Raw genomic sequence first — 16,324 nt, 5'->3', positions numbered from 1 at the left:
CACCCGCGCTTTCTGTTGAAATACGGGTGTTCCCAAGCATTTCCCAGAAAATACGGCGGGCCGCGAGCCCGCTTTTTGCAATCCCATTTCCTTTCCATTTAGCGCCCGCAAGGCCTGTATCCCATGGACGAAACCCTCACCAAAATGGCGTTGGACTACCACGCCTACCCCACCCCCGGCAAAATCTCGGTCACTCCGACCAAGACGCTGGCCAACCAGGACGACCTGTCCCTGGCCTACTCCCCCGGCGTGGCAGCCGCCTGCATGGCCATCTTCGACCAGGGCGATGACGCCGCCTCGAAGTACACCTCGCGCGGCAACCTGGTGGGCGTGATCACCAACGGCACCGCCGTGCTGGGCCTGGGCAACATCGGCCCGCTGGCCGCCAAGCCCGTGATGGAAGGCAAGGGCTGCCTGTTCAAGAAGTTCGCCGGCATCGACGTGTTCGACATCGAACTGGCCGAGAACGACCCCGACAAGCTGGTCGACATCATCGCCGCGCTGGAACCCACGCTGGGCGGCGTCAACCTCGAGGACATCAAGGCGCCCGAGTGCTTCTACATCGAGAAGAAGCTGCGCGAGCGCATGAAGATCCCCGTCTTCCACGACGACCAGCACGGCACCGCCATCATTTCGTCGGCCGCCATCCTGAACGGCCTGAAGGTCGTGAACAAGGACATCGGCAAGGTCAAGCTGGCCTGCTCCGGCGCCGGCGCCGCCGCCATCGCCTGCCTGGACCTGCTGGTCCACCTGGGCGTCAAGCGCGAGAACATCTACGTGGTGGATTCGCGCGGCGTGATCTGGGACGGCCGCGATGAAAACATGGAAGCCAACAAGAAGCGCTACGCGCAGAAGACCGACGCGCGCACGCTGGCCGACGTGGTCAACGGCGCCGACGTGTTCCTGGGCTGCTCGACCGCCGGCGTGCTGACCGCCGACATGGTCAAGACCATGGCCGCCAGCCCGCTGATCCTGGCGCTGGCCAATCCGGAACCGGAAATCCGTCCTGAAGTGGCCAAGGCCGCCCGCCCGGACTGCATCATCGCCACCGGCCGTTCGGACTACCCGAACCAGGTCAACAACGTGCTGTGCTTCCCCTTCATCTTCCGCGGCGCCATGGACGCCGGCGCGTCGCGCATCACGGAAGAGATGAAGCTGGCTTGCGTGAAGGCCATCGCCGAACTGGCGCAAGCCGAGCAGAACGACGAAGTGGCCCGCGCCTACGCCGGCCAGGAACTGTCGTTCGGCCCGGACTACATCATCCCCAAGCCCTTCGACCCGCGCCTGATCGTCCAGATCGCCCCCGCCGTGGCCCAGGCCGCCGCCGACTCCGGCGTGGCCGCCCGCCCCATCGAGGACATCGAAGCCTACCGCCAGAAGCTGATGGGCTTCGTGTACCACTCGGGCCAGCTGATGCGTCCGCTGTTCGCCCAGGCCAAGAAGGCGCCCAAGCGCGTCATCTACGCCGACGGCGAAGACGAGCGCGTGCTGCGCGCGGTGCAGACCGTGGCCGATGAGAAGCTGGCGTTCCCGATCCTGATCGGCCGCCCGGCCGTCATCGAAATGCGCATCAAGAAGTTCGGCCTGCGCCTGGCGGCCGGCCAGGACTTCGAGATCGTGGATCCGGAAGACGACAGCCGCTTCAACGAAACCTGGAACGCGTACTACCAGCTGAAGGGCCGCGAAGGCGTGACGCCGGCCATCGCCAAGGCGATGATCCGCAAGCACAACACGTTGATCGGCGCGATGCTGCTGCGTCGCGGCGACGCGGATGCCCTGCTGTGCGGCGTGGCCAGCAAGTACGACAACCAGCTCAAATACATCGACGAAATCATCGGCAAGAAGGAAGGCCAGACCTACGCCGCCCTGAACGTGCTGATGCTGCCCGACCAGACGCTGTTCGTCACCGACACCCACGTCAATGAGAACCCGACGGCCGAGGAAGTCGCCAGCATCACCATCCAGGCCGCGGACGAAATGCTGCGCTTTGGCGTGGTGCCGAAGATCGCCCTGCTGTCGCACTCCAACTTCGGCAGCCGCGTGACGGAATCCTCGCGCAAGATGGCCGCCGCGCGCCAGATGGTGCAGGACCGCGCTCCCGACCTGGAAGTCGACGGCGAAATGCACGCCGACGCCGCCCTGTCGGAAAAGATCCGCGTCCTGGCCTACCCGGACAGCACGCTCAAGGGCCGCGCCAACCTGCTCGTCATGCCCACGCTGGACACCGGCAACATCACGTACAACATGCTGAAGATGACTGGCAGCAATGGCGTCGCGATGGGCCCGATCCTGCTGGGCGCGGCGCGCCCCGTGCACATCCTGACCACCAGCGCCACCGTGCGCCGCATCGTCAACATGACGGCGCTGGCCGTGGTGGACGCGCAGCAGGAAGCCGCCGAGGCCGCCAAGAAGCGCCGTTGATGATAGTCAGCCGCTGAGCAATGGGCGCCCCTCGGGGCGCCCATTTTCATTGCGCGGGCTCCTGCCGCCGCGATAGCCCGCCGGCGCGGGCTGATGGTAAAAACCAAGTTCAACCTTGTTTTCTGGAGTCAACATGCTGGCCGACGCCTTGTATGCCTGGTTTCACTACCTGGCCATCTTCCTGCTGGTGGTGGTCCTGACCGCCGAAGCCGTGCTGCTGCGGCCCGATCTCACTGCCGCCGGCCTCAAGCGCCTGGTCATCTATGACCGCCTCTATGCGCTGAGCGCCGTGGTGGTGCTCATCACTGGTGTGCTGCGCCTGACGCTGGGCATCAAGGGCGCCGCGTTCTACATGAGCAATCCCTGGTTCCATGCCAAGATCACGCTCTTCGTCATCATCGGGCTCTGTTCGATCGCGCCGACGATGACCTTCCTGCGCTGGGCCAAGCAGTCGCGGCAGCAGCCGGGCTTCTTGCCTGCGGCCGCCGACATCAAGCGGGCGCGGCGCTGGGTCATGATCGAATCGCACCTGTTCATCTTCCTGCCGCTGTTCGCCGTGCTGATGGCGCGCGGCATCGGCGCGTAACACCCGCCCGCGAGGGCCGTGCGCTCAAGGGCAGGATGCGCGACGGGGGGCCTCGGGTTCCTCGTCGCCCACCACGAAGGTGGCGAAGTGGAAGACGCCCACCGTGTCGTTCCGGACCACGTCCACAACCTCGCCAGCCAAGGTCTGCATCACCGACATGCCTTCCGGCACGTCCGCCTGGCCGTCGCGTGTGGCGGCCTGGCCATTCCAGGGGCTCAGCACCAGCACGCCCGGGAACGGCTCGCGCGCATCGCCGCGGCCGCGGCGCATCGACTTGACCTGGGTGCCGGCGGCATAGCTCACGCCGCCGAATCGCGTCGGGCAGGCCAGTTCCGCATCGCTGACCCGCAGCAGGCGCCGCGCCTCGTCCAGGTACAGCCGGGGCTCGCTCAAGGGCAGCCCGAATATCCGGACCGCCATCGGATCCTTGACCTCGATGCGCCAGCGGTCCGGATCGCTCGAGCCATCGGTGTAGACCGTGCCGCTGGAGTTGTAGACGATGGAACCCGGCGCAAGGTCCAGGGTTTCGGCGCGGTTGCCCGGCCCCAGCACGCACTTGTCCAGCGCCCTCATCGCGCCATCGCGCGCCACCTCGAATTCGATATCCTGCGTGGCGTCGCACTGCCAGCCCAGCACGGTCTGGCTGCCCGCGCCACGCAGGATGACGTTGCGCGGATAGCGGCCCCGCAAGGCGTAGGTTTCGTCGTCATAGTCCGAATTGAGATAGCGCCGCGCGCTCGACGCCTGCACGCCATACATGGCCACGGGCTGCGGAAATTCCGCTTCGAGATAGGTCTCCAGCTGCCCTTCGTCCTGCAGCTTCAGTCGAGTGCCCGCGGGCATGGCGATGCCACCGACGGTCGTGACTTCCTGCAGCGTGACATTGCGGGCTGCCTCGGCACGGGCGCCCTCTCGCTCGATTTGCCAGATCACCGTCTGCACCCAGGCATAGAAGGCGAACGGCACGGCCAGCACGACGAACACCAGGGAAGAAGTCTTCCAGTACTTGCGCACCGTGCGGCGTGCGCCGCCGCTGGCGACCAGGACCACGGCCCAGGCCAGCAGCGCCAGACCGGCAAGAAAACCCAGGGAAACAAAAATGTAGAAGCCAGCAGAAGGCAGCGCTATCGGAATCATGGCAAGGATGGTACACGCCAAACCATCGCGCCGCGGCCACACGGCGTACAGGCAACAAAAAACCGCCCGAAGGCGGTTTCTTGTTCAAGCCAGACTGCGTATCAACGCTTGTCCATCGGGGGCACGTCGCGCGTGACCGAACCGGTGAACAGCTGGCGCGGACGGCCGATCTTGTAATCGGGATCCGACAGCATTTCGTTCCACTGGGCGATCCAGCCCACCGTGCGGGCCAGCGCGAAGATGGCCGTGAACAGCGAAGTCGGGATGCCGATGGCGCGCTGGACGATACCCGAGTAGAAGTCCACGTTCGGGTACAGCTTGCGCTGGACGAAGTACGGATCCGACAGGGCGATGCGTTCCAGTTCCATGGCCAGCTTGAACAGCGGGTCGTTTTCCAGGCCCAGGGCCGAGAGCACTTCCTTGCAGGTTTCCTGCATCAGCTTGGCGCGCGGGTCGTAGTTCTTGTAGACGCGGTGGCCAAAGCCCATCAGGCGCACGCCCGAGTTCTTGTCCTTGACCTTCTCCATGAACTCGCCGACCTTGGCGATGCCGCCGTTGGCTTGCAGCTCTTCCAGCATCTGCAGGCAAGCTTCGTTGGCGCCGCCGTGAGCCGGGCCCCACAGGCAAGCCACGCCGGCCGAGATGGCGGCGAACGGGTTGGTGCCCGACGAACCGCACAGGCGGACGGTCGAGGTCGAAGCGTTCTGCTCGTGGTCGGCGTGCAGGATGAAGATGCGGTCCAGCGCGCGCTCGACGACTTCGTTCACCTTGTAGTCTTCGCACGGCGTGGCGAACATCATGCGCAGGAAGTTGCCCGTGTAGGACAGGTCGTTCTGCGGGTAGATGAAGGGCTGGCCTTGCGAATACTTATAGGCCATCGCGACCAGCGTTGGCATCTTGGCGATCAGGCGGATGGCCGAGATGTGACGATGCTGCGGGTTCGTGATGTCGGTGGAGTCGTGGTAGAACGCGGACAGCGCGCCGACCAGGCCGGTCAGCACGGCCATCGGGTGCGCGTCGCGACGGAAGCCGCGCAGGAAGAAGTGCAGCTGCTCGTTGACCATCGTGTGATGGGTCACTTGCGAATCGAAATCGGCCTTCTGGTCCTTGTTGGGCAGTTCGCCGTTCAGGATCAGGTAGCAGATGTCCATGAAGTCGCAATTGACGGCCAATTGCTCGATGGGGTAGCCGCGGTACAGCAGTTCGCCCTTGTCGCCGTCGATGTACGTGATGCCCGATTCGCAGGCAGCGGTGGACATGAAGCCGGGGTCAAACGTGAACATGCCCGTCTGGCCGTACAGCTTGCGGATGTCGATCACATCCGGACCAACCGTACCCTTGTAAACAGGGAACTCAATGGGGGCGCTGCCATCCGAGAAGGATAGAGTGGCTTTTTTGTCAGACAGGTTCATGTTCATTCCTCTCAATTAATCAGAGCGCGCGCATCTGGCCAATGATGCTCCGAAGCCTGGGCGTGTCCAGCGCGCCCTCAAGCTCTTTGCGGGCCAGCAGCAAATCGAGAAGGTCGTTGTCTCCCATCTCGAAAAGCTGCGTCAATGCGGCTACGTCATCATCGGTAAGCTCAGCCTCGTGGGCATCCAGATACCGGGTGATGATCAAGTCGTTTTCGAGCAAGCCGCGGCGCGCCCGCCAACGCAAGCGCGCCCGCTCCAATTCAGTTAGCTTGCTCATCCTTCTTTACACCTTTAAAAGCCCCCACGCCGCACCCGCTACGCGGGCTTGCTGCCCCCCTTGGGGGCGTTTTTGCCTTGGGACGGCCCGGCGGCAAAAAATGCCGCCGGAGGCAAAATGCGCTTAATAAAAACTAGACCGTACGGCGAACCATCAGTTCCTTGATCTTGCCGATCGCCTTGGTCGGGTTCAGTCCCTTGGGACAGACGTCGACGCAATTCATGATGGTGTGGCAACGGAACAGGCGGTACGGATCGTCCAGGTTGTCGAGGCGGCTGCCCGTGGCTTCGTCGCGGCTGTCGGCGATGAAGCGGTAGGCTTGCAGCAGGCCGGCCGGGCCGACGAACTTGTCCGGGTTCCACCAGAACGACGGGCAGGAAGTGGAACAGCACGCGCACAGAATGCACTCGTACAGGCCATCCAGTTCTTCGCGGGCCTCGGGCGACTGCAGACGTTCCTTTTCGGGCGGCGGCGTGTCGTTGATGAGGTACGGGCGGATCGAGTGGTACTGGTTGAAGAAGTGCGTCATGTCCACGATCAGGTCGCGGATGACGGGCAGGCCCGGCAGCGGACGCAGAACGATGGGTTCCTTCAGTTCGCGCAGGTTGGTCGTGCACGCCAGACCGTTCTTGCCGTTGATGTTCATGGCGTCCGAACCGCACACGCCTTCACGGCACGAGCGGCGCAGGGCCAGGCTGTCATCGACGTCGTTCTTGATGCGCACCAGCGCATCGAGCAGCATCTTGTCGGTCGGCTGGAGTTCGACTTCCAGCTTCTGCATGTACGGGCGCTCGTCCTTGTCCGGATCGTAGCGGTAGATTTCGAACTTGACGATTCTCTTGGTGCTCATAGTGGGCTCAATCCGGACTTAGAAGGTACGCGCCTTGGGCGGGAAGGACTCGACCGTCAGCGGCTTCATCTGCACGGGCTTGTAATCCAGGCGGCTGCCTTCGGAGTACCACAGCGTGTGCTTCAGCCAGTTCTCGTCGTCGCGCGTCGGGTGGTCGTCCAGCGCGTGCGCGCCGCGGCTTTCGGTGCGGTTGGCGGCCGACTTGATCGTGGCGCGGGCCACTTCGGTCATGTTCGCCAATTCCAGCGCCTCGACGCGCGCGGTGTTGAACACCTTGGACTTGTCCTTGAAGTAGATGTTGTCGGCTTGCTTGGCCAGATCTTCGATCTGCGTCACGCCTTCGTTCAGCAGTTCCAGCGTGCGGAACACGCCGCAGTGGCGCTGCATCGAGAAGCGGATGGCGTTGCCGATGTCCTGGGTCTTCTCGCCCGAGGTGCGCGATTCCAGCTTGTTGATGCGGTCCAGCGAGAATTCGACGGCTTGCTGCGGCACGGGCTGGTGCGCGTGCTGGCGTTCCGGATGCGAATTGACGATGTGGTTGCCGGTGGCGCGACCGAACACGATCAGGTCCAGCAGCGAGTTGGTGCCCAGGCGGTTGGCGCCGTGCACCGACACCGCGGCGCATTCGCCGATGGCGTACAGGCCGTTGACGATCTTGTTCTCGCCGTTTTCGCGCGTCAGCACCTGGCCGTGGTAGTTGGCCGGAATGCCGCCCATCTGGTAGTGGATGGTCGGAACGACGGGGATCGGTTCCTTGATCGGGTCCACGTTGCCGAACTTGATCGCGATTTCGCGGATCGAGGGCAGACGCTTGTTGATCACGTCGGCGCCCAGGTGATCCAGCTTGAGGACCACGTAGCTGCCGTCCGGACCGCAGCCGCGGCCTTCCTTGATTTCCTGGTCCATCGAGCGGGACACGAAGTCGCGCGGGGCCAGATCCTTCAGCGTGGGCGCATAGCGCTCCATGAAGCGTTCGCCATCCTTGTTCAGCAGGATGCCGCCTTCGCCGCGCACGCCTTCGGTGATCAGCACGCCGGCGCCGGCCACGCCGGTCGGGTGGAATTGCCAGAATTCCATGTCCTGCAGCGGAATGCCCGCGCGGGCGGCCATGCCCAGGCCGTCACCGGTGTTGATGAAGGCGTTGGTGGAAGCGGCCCAGATGCGGCCGGCGCCGCCGGTGGCCAGCACCGTGGTCTTGGCTTCCAGGATGTAGATTTCGCCCGTTTCCATTTCCAGGGCGGTCACGCCCACGACGTCGCCCGCTTCGTTGCGCAGCAGGTCCAGCGCCATCCATTCGACGAAGAACTGGGTGCGCGCGGCGACGTTGCGCTGGTAGAGGGTGTGCAGCAGCGCGTGGCCGGTGCGGTCGGCAGCGGCACAGGCGCGCTGGACCGGCTTTTCACCGAAGTTGGCGGTGTGGCCGCCGAACGGACGCTGGTAGATGGTGCCGTCGGGGTTGCGGTCGAACGGCATGCCGAAGTGCTCGAGCTCGTACACGGCGTTCGGCGCTTCACGGCACATGAATTCGATGGCGTCCTGGTCGCCCAGCCAGTCCGAACCCTTGACGGTGTCGTACATGTGCCAGTACCAGTTGTCTTCGCTCATGTTGCCCAGCGAGGCGCTCACGCCGCCCTGTGCGGCAACCGTGTGCGAACGCGTGGGGAACACCTTGGACAGCACTGCAACGGACAGGCCCGCTTGGGACAGTTGCAGCGAACAACGCATGCCGGCTCCACCGGCGCCAACGACCACCACATCAAACTGGCGGCGCGGCAGGGATTTCATGACAGAGACCACGGCTTAAATGCTCCAGAGGATTTGCGCGAAGTAAACGACCGAACCGACCAGCCAGAGGATCGTCAGCACTTGCAGCAGCAGGCGCACGCCCACCGACTTGACGTAGTCCATCCAGATGTCGCGCACACCAATCCAGGCATGCCAGGCCAGCGCAATGAATGCAAGGGTGGCCAGGATCTGGCCAACCGGAAGAACGCCCACGTAGAAGTTGAACAGCGCGGTCCAGTGCTCGTACGTGAAGGCCGGCATCATCAGGATGCCGATGAGCAGCACCAGCGTATACACGGCCATGATGACGGCGGTGATGCGCTGGATGATGAAATCCATGACGCCGTAATGGGCGCCCACGACCAGACGCTTGGGTCCGTAGTTTTTGACGTCGGCCATTACAGCACTCCGAACAGTTTGAGAGCGAACACCAGGGTCAGCGCCAGGCTCACCCCGAAAACCACGCCGGCGCTCTTCTTGGCCGACAGCTTGTCGATACCGATGTGCAGGTCCAGCAGCAGGTAGCGGATGCCGGCACAGAAGTGGTGCAGATAGCCCCAGATCAGGACCAGGAAGACAAGCTTGACGATCGGGTTGCCGGCGTACGCGGCCACGGCTGCGAACGTCTGCGGTGCGGCCACGCTGGCCGCGAACAGCGGCAGAATGACCAAGGGAAGACAGAGGAACAGCAGCGCACCGCTGACGCGGTGCAGGATGGACAGCTTGCCGGCCAGGGGCAGGCGGTAGCTGGCGAGTTGCGCAATACCAATATTGCGAAACTGCGGACGTGGCTTGGCAGCGGTGTCGGACATGACGGCCTCGGTGTTTCGGAACTAGGGAATCGTTACGGCGGAAATGCCGTAGCCCTTGCGGGCAAACACGGTATTTTCGCCCAGAGATAGGGTCGGTATCAAATCGTAGGTAAAAAACTCATCAATTCAGACTATTGCGGTAGTGGTATCGATCGGTCAAGTACAACCCCCGGCGGATTTCCATGGGGCGGTCACCATACGTATAAGACACCCTATCAACCTGCAACAACGGCGTCCCGGCGGGAACGTTAAGCAGCGGACAGACCTCGGCCGGCGCGATCACCGCGCGCAGCTTTTCGTCCGCGCGCACCATGCTCACGCCGAATTCGGATTCGAACAGACCGTAGAGCGGCGCCTTGTTGGCGGTCAACAGCTCCAGGGTCAGTCCACGGAAAATGGAACCGGGCAGCCAGATGTCGTCCACGACGGTGGGCGTCTGCCCCATGGACAGCAGGCGGCGGATCATGACGACGGTTTCGCCGGCACGCAGGTCCAGGGCGCGCGCGATCTCGGCGGGCGCCCGCAGGCGCCGGCATTCCAGGATGCGGCTTTCGGCCCGGCCGGCCTCGCCTTCGTCATCGGCGGCCAGGCGCAGGAAGCGGTAGCGCACGCGCGCTTCGTGGTGGGTGGCGACGAAAGTGCCCTTGCCCTGGCGGCGCAGCAGCATGTGCTCGGCAGCCAGCTCATCGACCGCCTTGCGCACCGTGCCCTGGCTTACCTGGAAACGGGCAGCCAGATCGATTTCGCTGGGGATGAGTTCGCCGGGCTTCCATTCGCCGCGTTCCAGGCTCTGGACAAGCAGATCCTTGATTTGCCGGTAGAGCGGACTGAAAGCGGCCCCCTCGCCCGCCGTGCGGGCGGCGCGAATGCGTAAGGAGGTTTCGGGCCGGGGCTCTGCCATGGATCTTTTTGATTGGGTCATGTTTATCCGGGGAAATGGGAGGGCGGCGCAAGGCAGCGAACCCATCCGCAATGCGCTGCCGCCGCCAGTGTTCTGGCTTGATACAGGCGCGCAACCGAAACCGGGTTGCGGCGCATTCGAATAAACGCTCTATTGTGGCATATTGGCCGGGCGGCTGTCCAACGTCTTATGTCTTATATAAGATAGAAGAGCAATTGACGGACACGTAAATTCGATCTAGGATTCAACGCTGCCCGGGCCCCGCGCCTGCCACTGCGCACGCCGTTGCACACGCGTTGATTTTCACGCCCAACGATTACACTGCTTGGTGAGATTTTTTCTCGCCAAACCATTACGGAGAACGTCCATGTCCAAGCCTGCCTTGCGTGTCGCCGTCACCGGCGCCGCCGGCCAAATCGGTTACGCACTGCTATTCCGCATCGCCTCCGGCGAAATGCTGGGTAAAGATCAACCCGTCATCCTGCAACTGCTGGAAATCCCCGACGAGAAAGCGCAAAAGGCCCTGAAGGGCGTCATCATGGAACTGGATGACTGCGCCTTCCCGCTGCTGCAAGAAGTCACCGCCCACAGCGACCCGCGCACCGCCTTCAAGGACGCCGACGTGGCCCTGCTGGTTGGCGCCCGCCCGCGCGGCCCCGGCATGGAACGCAAGGACCTGCTGTCGGTCAATGCCCAGATCTTCACGGCTCAGGGCAAGGCCCTGAACGACGTCGCCAGCCGCAACGTCAAGGTCCTGGTCGTCGGCAACCCGGCCAACACCAACGCCTACATCGCCATGAAGTCGGCGCCGGACCTGCCCGCCAAGAACTTCACCGCCATGCTGCGCCTGGACCACAACCGCGCCCTGTCGCAACTGGCTGCCAAGTCCGGCAAGGCCGTCGCCGACATCGAAAAGCTGGTCGTGTGGGGCAACCACTCGCCCACGATGTACCCCGACTACCGCTTCGCCACCGTCGGCGGCGAATCGCTGTCCAAGCTGATCAACGACGACGCCTGGAACCGCGACACGTTCATCCCCACCGTGGGCAAGCGCGGCGCCGCCATCATCGAAGCCCGCGGCCTGTCCTCGGCCGCTTCGGCTGCCAACGCCGCCATCGACCACGTCCGTGACTGGGTCCTGGGCAGCAACGGCAAGTGGGTCACGATGGGCATCCCGTCGGACGGCTCCTACGGCATCCCCGAAGGCATCATCTACGGCGTGCCGGTCACGACCGAAAACGGCGAATACAAGCGCATCGAAGGCCTGGAAATCGACGCCTTCTCGCGCGAGCGCCTGGACTTCACGCTGAAAGAGCTCCTCGAAGAGCGCGACGGCGTCAAGGACCTGCTGAAGTAAGCAGCGCATGAGTAAAGAATTGGGCCCGTTTGCGCGGGCCCAATTCCTAGGCAAGACCGAAACATAAACCTGTCCCTTTGCCCCTGCGCAAAGGAATGTCGCGAAGGGGACAGATTTATTTTCCGGGCCCGCGGTAAGGTCAGGAACCAGGACGGGACGCATCCCGGCCTGGCCTGCAACGCGCCAGTCCGCAGTCCAGTCGTTTCATCCGGGGCCCACGAAAACACCCGGTCCAAATTACGGAGACCACCCATGTCCAGACCCGAATCCGCCGGCGCCCTCTTTCGCCGCGCGCTTGCCGAAGAAAGCCCCCTGCAGATCATCGGCGCCATCAACGCCAACCACGCGCTGTTGGCCAAGCGCGCCGGCTACCGCGCCATCTACCTGTCCGGCGGCGGCGTCGCGGCTGGTTCGCTGGGCCTGCCCGACCTGGGCATCAACACCATGGACGACGTCCTGACGGACGTGCGCCGCATCACCGACGTCTGCGACGTGCCCCTGGTGGTCGACATCGATACCGGCTTCGGCCCGTCGGCGTTCAACATCGCCCGCAGCGTCAAGAGCCTGATCAAGTTCGGCGCCGCCGCCTGCCACATCGAAGACCAGGTCGGCGCCAAGCGCTGCGGCCATCGCCCCGGCAAGGAAATCGTCTCGACCGAAGAAATGGCCGACCGCGTCAAGGCCGCGGCCGACGCCCGCACCGATACGGACTTCTACCTGATCGCCCGCACCGACGCGATTGCCTCCCATGGCGTGGACGCCGCCATCGAGCGCGCGCTGGCCTGCGTGGAAGCGGGCGCCGACGCGATCTTCGCCGAAGCCGCCTACGACCTGCCTACCTACGACCGCTTCGTCAAGGCGGTCAAGGTGCCGGTGCTGGCCAACATCACCGAATTCGGCAAGACGCCGCTGTTCTCGGTGGAAGAACTGAAGAGCGTGGGCGTGGGCATGGTGCTCTACCCGCTGTCGGCCTTCCGCGCCATGAACAAGGCAGCCGAAGCGGTCTACACCGCCATCCGCCGCGATGGCCACCAGAAGAACGTGGTGGACCTGATGCAGACGCGCGAGGAACTGTACGACCGCATCGGTTACCACGAATTCGAATCGAAGCTGGACGCGCTGTTCCAGAAGGGCAAGGCCTAAGCCAGCCCACGGTTTCCGGCGTCGCGGCAGCCGCCCGGCGCCTTGCATGCCCACCCCCAATAGCAACGACCATCGCGAAAGGAAGGAGTAGAGACATGAGCACGGCTCCCAAGAAGCAAGTGGCCAAGACGGACGCCCAGCCGGAAGAAAAAGCCGGCTTCAAGCCCAAGAAGTCGGTTGCGCTGTCCGGCGTCGTCGCCGGCAACACCGCACTGTGCACGGTCGGCCGCAGCGGCAACGACCTGCACTACCGCGGCTACGACATCCTGGACATCGCCGACGCCAGCGAGTTCGAGGAAATCGCCCACTTGCTCGTCCACGGCAAGCTGCCGAACAAGGCCGAACTGAAGGCCTACAAGGAAAAGCTGCGCAGCCTGCGCGGCCTGCCCGCCCAGCTGCAAGCCGCGCTGGAAGCCTTGCCCGCCGCCAGCCACCCGATGGACGTGATGCGCACCGCCGTGTCCGTGCTGGGCTGCGTGCTGCCTGAAAAAGACGACCACAACACCCCGGGCGCGCGCGACATCGCCGACCGCCTGATGGCCAACCTGGGCTCGGCGCTGCTGTACTGGTACCACTACAGCCACAACGGCCGCATCATCGACGTGCAGACGGACGACGACAGCATCGGCGGCCACTTCCTGCACCTGCTGCATGGCGAAAAGCCCAGTGACGAGTGGGTCAAGGCCATGCACATCTCGCTGAACCTGTACGCCGAACACGAGTTCAACGCGTCCACGTTCACGGCCCGCGTCATCGCCGGCACCGGCTCGGACATGTTCTCCGCCATCTCGGGCGCCATCGGCGCGCTGCGCGGCCCCAAGCACGGCGGCGCCAACGAAGTGGCCTTCGACGTGCAGAAGCGCTATGAAACCCCGGACGAGGCCGAGGCTGACATCCGCCGCCGCGTCGAAGCCAAGGAAGTTATCATCGGCTTTGGCCACCCCGTCTATACCGTGTCCGACCCGCGCAACAAGGTCATCAAGGAAGTGGCCAAGAAGCTGTCCAAGAAGGCCGGCAGCACCAAGATGTTCGACATCGCCGAACGCTTGGAAACGGTCATGTGGGACATCAAGAAGATGTTCCCCAACCTGGACTGGTTCTCGGCCGTCAGCTATCACATGATGGGAGTCCCCACCGCCATGTTCACGCCGCTGTTCGTCATCGCGCGCACGGCGGGCTGGTCGGCCCACATCATCGAGCAGCGCATCGACAACAAGATCATCCGCCCCACCGCCAATTACGTGGGCCCGGAAGACCAGAAGTTCGTGCCGCTGGAAAAGCGCAAGTAAGCCACGACACCAGGGCGCGGACGAGGGCACGGCATGGCCACCTGTATTCATTCCATGGAGAGGTACCGCTATGTCTGCCCCGATCTCCAACGTCCGTCCCGATCCCGACCTGGTTCTGGTCGATATCGCCGACTACGTCCTGAAGTATGAAATCCAGAGCGGCCTGGCGTACGAAACGGCGCGCAACTGCCTGATCGACACGCTGGGCTGCGGCCTGGAAGCGCTGGAGTATCCAGCGTGCAGGAAACTGCTGGGGCCCATCGTCCCCGGCACGACCGTGCCCCACGGCGCCAAGGTGCCGGGCACGCAATTCCAGCTCGATCCCGTGCAGGCCGCCTTCAACATCGGCACGATGATCCGCTGGCTGGACTTCAACGACACCTGGCTGGCCGCCGAATGGGGCCACCCGTCCGACAACCTGGGCGGCATCCTGGCCACCGCCGACTGGCTGTCCCGCACGGCGGTCGCGGCCGGCAAACCGCCCCTGCTGATGCGCGACGTGCTGACCGGCATGATCAAGGCGCACGAGATCCAGGGCTGCATCGCACTGGAAAACTCCTTCAACAAGGTCGGCCTGGACCACGTCGTGCTGGTGAAAGTTGCCTCCACCGCCGTGGTGGCGCAGATGCTGGGCCTGAGCCGCGATGAAGTGATCAATGCGGTGTCGCTGGCCTGGGTCGATGGCCAGAGCCTGCGCACCTATCGCCACGCGCCCAATACCGGCAGCCGCAAGAGCTGGGCCGCGGGCGACGCCACCAGCCGCGCCGTGCGCCTGGCGCTGATCGCCCGGACCGGCGAAATGGGCTATCCGTCCGTGCTGACGGCCAAGACCTGGGGCTTTTACGACGTGCTGTTCAAAGGCCAGCCGTTCCGGTTCCAGCGCCCCTACGGCAGCTACGTGATGGAAAACGTGCTGTTCAAGATTTCGTTTCCAGCCGAATTCCATGCGCAGACCGCCGTCGAGTGCGCAATGGAACTCCACGCCCGGCTGCAGGCCGCCGACAAGAACGCCGACGACATCGCGAAAATCACAATCCGCACGCACGAAGCCTGCATCCGCATCATCGACAAGAAGGGACCGCTGGCCAACCCGGCCGACCGGGACCACTGCATCCAGTACATGGTGGCGGTACCGACGCTGTTCGGCCGCCTGACCGCGGCCGACTACGAGGACGCGGTGGCGCGGGATCCACGCATCGACGCGCTGCGCGACAAGATTGTGTGTGTCGAAGACCCGGCTTACACCCGCGACTATCACGACCCCGACAAGCGTTCGATCGCCAATGCGCTGACGGTGGAATTCAAGGACGGCACGCGGCTGGACGAGATCGTCTGCGAGTACCCCATCGGCCACAAGCGCCGCCGCCCCGAAGGCATACCGCTGCTGGAAACCAAGTTCCGCACCAATCTGGCGCGCATGTTTCCAGCCCGCCAGCAAGACCGCATCCTGCAGGCCTCGCTGGACCAGAAGCGGCTGGAAGCCATGCCGGTCCACGAGTACGTCGACCTGTACGTGATCTGAGCCGCCTCCTCGCAAAGCCCTGTCCGCGGGGCTTTGCCTCTTGGCCTGAACGCGTAGTGGCGCAGCTTACAATGCGGCTTTCCTCGACTGGATCGCGCCATGGCCATGCTTTGGGTCAAGACCTTTCATATTGTCTTTATCGCTTCCTGGTTCGCCGGCCTGTTCTACCTGCCGCGCATATTCGTGAATCTGGCGCAGCAATCGGACCCCGCGGTCCAGACCACCCTGCTGGGCATGGCGCGCCGCCTGTACCGTTTCACCACCATCCTGGCCGTGGTCGCGGTGGTATTCGGCATGTGGCTCTATCTGGGTTATCGCATCGGCGTGGGCCCCGGCAACGGCTGGATGCACGCCAAGCTCTTTTTCGTCCTGCTCGTCATCGGCTACCATCACGCCTGTGGCCTGATGCTGCGCAAATTCGAACAGGGCAAAAACACCCGTTCGCACAAGTTCTATCGCTGGTTCAACGAAGTTCCCGTCTTGCTGCTCTTGGTGGTGGTGGCGCTGGTCGTCGTCAAACCCTTCTGATACCCCTACCTCTGCACATTCGCCAGGATTCGTATGTCCTCTGATGAACAGGACCGCCCGCGCAAGACGCTGACGATCAAGAAAACGGCGCGCGACGCCTATGCCGAAGACGCCCCCAAGCGCACCCGCAGCGGCGCCCGCGCCCGTCTGGTCGCGCAACAGGAGCGCACCAAGGAAAGCATCGAACGCCAGAAAGATCCCGCCGCCTATCAGCGGCGCAAGGACGAGGAAGCGCGTGGCCCGCGCGGCGCCGGCCGCGGCCAGTCCGCGCGCGGCGCGTCGGACCGGGCGGCGCCGGGAC

General features: G+C 64.0%; 15 protein-coding genes and 1 pseudogene. 8 read left to right on the top strand and 8 right to left on the bottom strand.

Features of this window, described 5'->3' with window-relative positions; translation table 11 throughout:
• Nucleotides 1–123: 123 nt before the first annotated feature.
• Nucleotides 124–2,421 (top strand): NADP-dependent malic enzyme, encoded by a 2,298-nt coding sequence (locus HV766_RS23540; RefSeq protein ID WP_054450748.1) that lies wholly within the window; start codon nucleotides 124–126, stop codon nucleotides 2,419–2,421.
• 133 nt (nucleotides 2,422–2,554) lie between these two features.
• Entirely contained in the window at nucleotides 2,555–3,007 is a 453-nt protein-coding gene (locus tag HV766_RS23535) for a DUF2214 family protein (RefSeq protein WP_054450746.1), read from the top strand.
• A 24-nt stretch (nucleotides 3,008–3,031) separates the two neighbouring features.
• On the opposite strand, the gene HV766_RS23530 is transcribed toward HV766_RS23535, so the two are convergent.
• From HV766_RS23530 to HV766_RS23495, 8 genes are all read right to left on the bottom strand, one after another.
• Complete coding sequence (locus tag HV766_RS23530) at nucleotides 3,032–4,144, bottom strand: hypothetical protein (protein ID WP_175181942.1); 1,113 nt, start codon at nucleotides 4,142–4,144, stop codon at nucleotides 3,032–3,034.
• 101 nt (nucleotides 4,145–4,245) lie between these two features.
• Complete coding sequence (locus HV766_RS23525; RefSeq protein WP_013392312.1) at nucleotides 4,246–5,556, bottom strand: citrate synthase; 1,311 nt, start codon at nucleotides 5,554–5,556, stop codon at nucleotides 4,246–4,248.
• A 19-nt stretch (nucleotides 5,557–5,575) separates the two neighbouring features.
• A complete protein-coding gene (locus tag HV766_RS23520) occupies nucleotides 5,576–5,836 on the bottom strand; it encodes a succinate dehydrogenase assembly factor 2 (RefSeq protein WP_013392311.1) in 261 nt (86 codons plus the stop codon).
• A 133-nt stretch (nucleotides 5,837–5,969) separates the two neighbouring features.
• A complete protein-coding gene (locus HV766_RS23515) occupies nucleotides 5,970–6,686 on the bottom strand; it encodes a succinate dehydrogenase iron-sulfur subunit (protein WP_054450743.1) in 717 nt (238 codons plus the stop codon).
• A gap of 18 nt (nucleotides 6,687–6,704) precedes the next feature.
• On the bottom strand, nucleotides 6,705–8,471 hold the full coding sequence (gene sdhA / locus HV766_RS23510; RefSeq protein ID WP_225589297.1) for a succinate dehydrogenase flavoprotein subunit: 1,767 nt from the start codon (nucleotides 8,469–8,471) through the stop codon (nucleotides 6,705–6,707).
• Nucleotides 8,472–8,486: 15 nt separating this feature from the next.
• Complete coding sequence (sdhD, locus tag HV766_RS23505; RefSeq protein ID WP_013392308.1) at nucleotides 8,487–8,870, bottom strand: succinate dehydrogenase, hydrophobic membrane anchor protein; 384 nt, start codon at nucleotides 8,868–8,870, stop codon at nucleotides 8,487–8,489.
• Nucleotides 8,870–9,283 (bottom strand): succinate dehydrogenase, cytochrome b556 subunit, encoded by a 414-nt coding sequence (sdhC, locus tag HV766_RS23500; protein WP_013392307.1) that lies wholly within the window; start codon nucleotides 9,281–9,283, stop codon nucleotides 8,870–8,872. Before sdhC ends, sdhD begins: the two co-directional genes overlap by 1 nt.
• A gap of 121 nt (nucleotides 9,284–9,404) precedes the next feature.
• Nucleotides 9,405–10,184: a GntR family transcriptional regulator gene (locus HV766_RS23495; RefSeq protein ID WP_042792450.1), complete on the bottom strand. Its 780-nt coding sequence runs from the start codon at nucleotides 10,182–10,184 to the stop codon at nucleotides 9,405–9,407.
• A 367-nt stretch (nucleotides 10,185–10,551) separates the two neighbouring features.
• On the opposite strand from HV766_RS23495, the gene HV766_RS23490 reads away from it, so the two are divergent.
• The 6 genes and pseudogenes from HV766_RS23490 to HV766_RS23465 all read left to right on the top strand — a co-directional run.
• On the top strand, nucleotides 10,552–11,541 hold the full coding sequence (locus tag HV766_RS23490) for a malate dehydrogenase (RefSeq protein WP_013392305.1): 990 nt from the start codon (nucleotides 10,552–10,554) through the stop codon (nucleotides 11,539–11,541).
• A 252-nt stretch (nucleotides 11,542–11,793) separates the two neighbouring features.
• The gene (gene prpB / locus HV766_RS23485; protein WP_054450739.1) at nucleotides 11,794–12,684 is read left to right on the top strand and encodes a methylisocitrate lyase; all 891 of its coding nucleotides are present in this window, start codon (nucleotides 11,794–11,796) and stop codon (nucleotides 12,682–12,684) included.
• A gap of 95 nt (nucleotides 12,685–12,779) precedes the next feature.
• Entirely contained in the window at nucleotides 12,780–13,973 is a 1,194-nt protein-coding gene (prpC, locus tag HV766_RS23480) for a bifunctional 2-methylcitrate synthase/citrate synthase (RefSeq protein ID WP_042792448.1), read from the top strand.
• A 70-nt stretch (nucleotides 13,974–14,043) separates the two neighbouring features.
• Nucleotides 14,044–15,495 carry a bifunctional 2-methylcitrate dehydratase/aconitate hydratase gene (locus tag HV766_RS23475; RefSeq protein WP_175181941.1) on the top strand — a complete coding sequence of 484 codons (1,452 nt, stop codon included), beginning with the start codon at nucleotides 14,044–14,046 and terminating at the stop codon, nucleotides 15,493–15,495.
• A 99-nt stretch (nucleotides 15,496–15,594) separates the two neighbouring features.
• Nucleotides 15,595–16,023: a CopD family protein gene (locus tag HV766_RS23470; protein ID WP_175163653.1), complete on the top strand. Its 429-nt coding sequence runs from the start codon at nucleotides 15,595–15,597 to the stop codon at nucleotides 16,021–16,023.
• Nucleotides 16,024–16,056: 33 nt separating this feature from the next.
• A pseudogene (locus HV766_RS23465) lies at nucleotides 16,057–16,324 on the top strand (DNA methyltransferase); the annotation flags it as partial.

Origin of the sequence: Achromobacter aegrifaciens (assembly GCF_902859735.1) — a bacterium.
GTDB classification, from domain to species: domain Bacteria; phylum Pseudomonadota; class Gammaproteobacteria; order Burkholderiales; family Burkholderiaceae_B; genus Achromobacter; species Achromobacter aegrifaciens.
Note: the sequence above shows the minus strand (reverse complement) of the source record. Positions and strands in the feature narration are given on the sequence as shown.

Bases quoted from the DNA above. Each gene is read 5' to 3' on its own strand.
- HV766_RS23490 (WP_013392305.1), top strand. From the start codon at position 10,552: ATGTCCAAGCCTGCCTTGCGTGTCGCCGTCACCGGCGCCGCCGGCCAA.
- HV766_RS23495 (WP_042792450.1), bottom strand. From the start codon at position 10,184: ATGGCAGAGCCCCGGCCCGAAACCTCCTTACGCATTCGCGCCGCCCGC.
- HV766_RS23540 (WP_054450748.1), top strand. From the start codon at position 124: ATGGACGAAACCCTCACCAAAATGGCGTTGGACTACCACGCCTACCCC.
- HV766_RS23515 (WP_054450743.1), bottom strand. From the start codon at position 6,686: ATGAGCACCAAGAGAATCGTCAAGTTCGAAATCTACCGCTACGATCCG.
- sdhA (WP_225589297.1), bottom strand. From the start codon at position 8,471: ATGAAATCCCTGCCGCGCCGCCAGTTTGATGTGGTGGTCGTTGGCGCC.
- HV766_RS23525 (WP_013392312.1), bottom strand. From the start codon at position 5,556: ATGAACCTGTCTGACAAAAAAGCCACTCTATCCTTCTCGGATGGCAGC.
- sdhD (WP_013392308.1), bottom strand. From the start codon at position 8,870: ATGGCCGACGTCAAAAACTACGGACCCAAGCGTCTGGTCGTGGGCGCC.
- HV766_RS23475 (WP_175181941.1), top strand. From the start codon at position 14,044: ATGTCTGCCCCGATCTCCAACGTCCGTCCCGATCCCGACCTGGTTCTG.
- HV766_RS23520 (WP_013392311.1), bottom strand. From the start codon at position 5,836: ATGAGCAAGCTAACTGAATTGGAGCGGGCGCGCTTGCGTTGGCGGGCG.
- HV766_RS23535 (WP_054450746.1), top strand. From the start codon at position 2,555: ATGCTGGCCGACGCCTTGTATGCCTGGTTTCACTACCTGGCCATCTTC.
- HV766_RS23530 (WP_175181942.1), bottom strand. From the start codon at position 4,144: ATGATTCCGATAGCGCTGCCTTCTGCTGGCTTCTACATTTTTGTTTCC.
- sdhC (WP_013392307.1), bottom strand. From the start codon at position 9,283: ATGTCCGACACCGCTGCCAAGCCACGTCCGCAGTTTCGCAATATTGGT.
- prpB (WP_054450739.1), top strand. From the start codon at position 11,794: ATGTCCAGACCCGAATCCGCCGGCGCCCTCTTTCGCCGCGCGCTTGCC.
- prpC (WP_042792448.1), top strand. From the start codon at position 12,780: ATGAGCACGGCTCCCAAGAAGCAAGTGGCCAAGACGGACGCCCAGCCG.
- HV766_RS23470 (WP_175163653.1), top strand. From the start codon at position 15,595: ATGGCCATGCTTTGGGTCAAGACCTTTCATATTGTCTTTATCGCTTCC.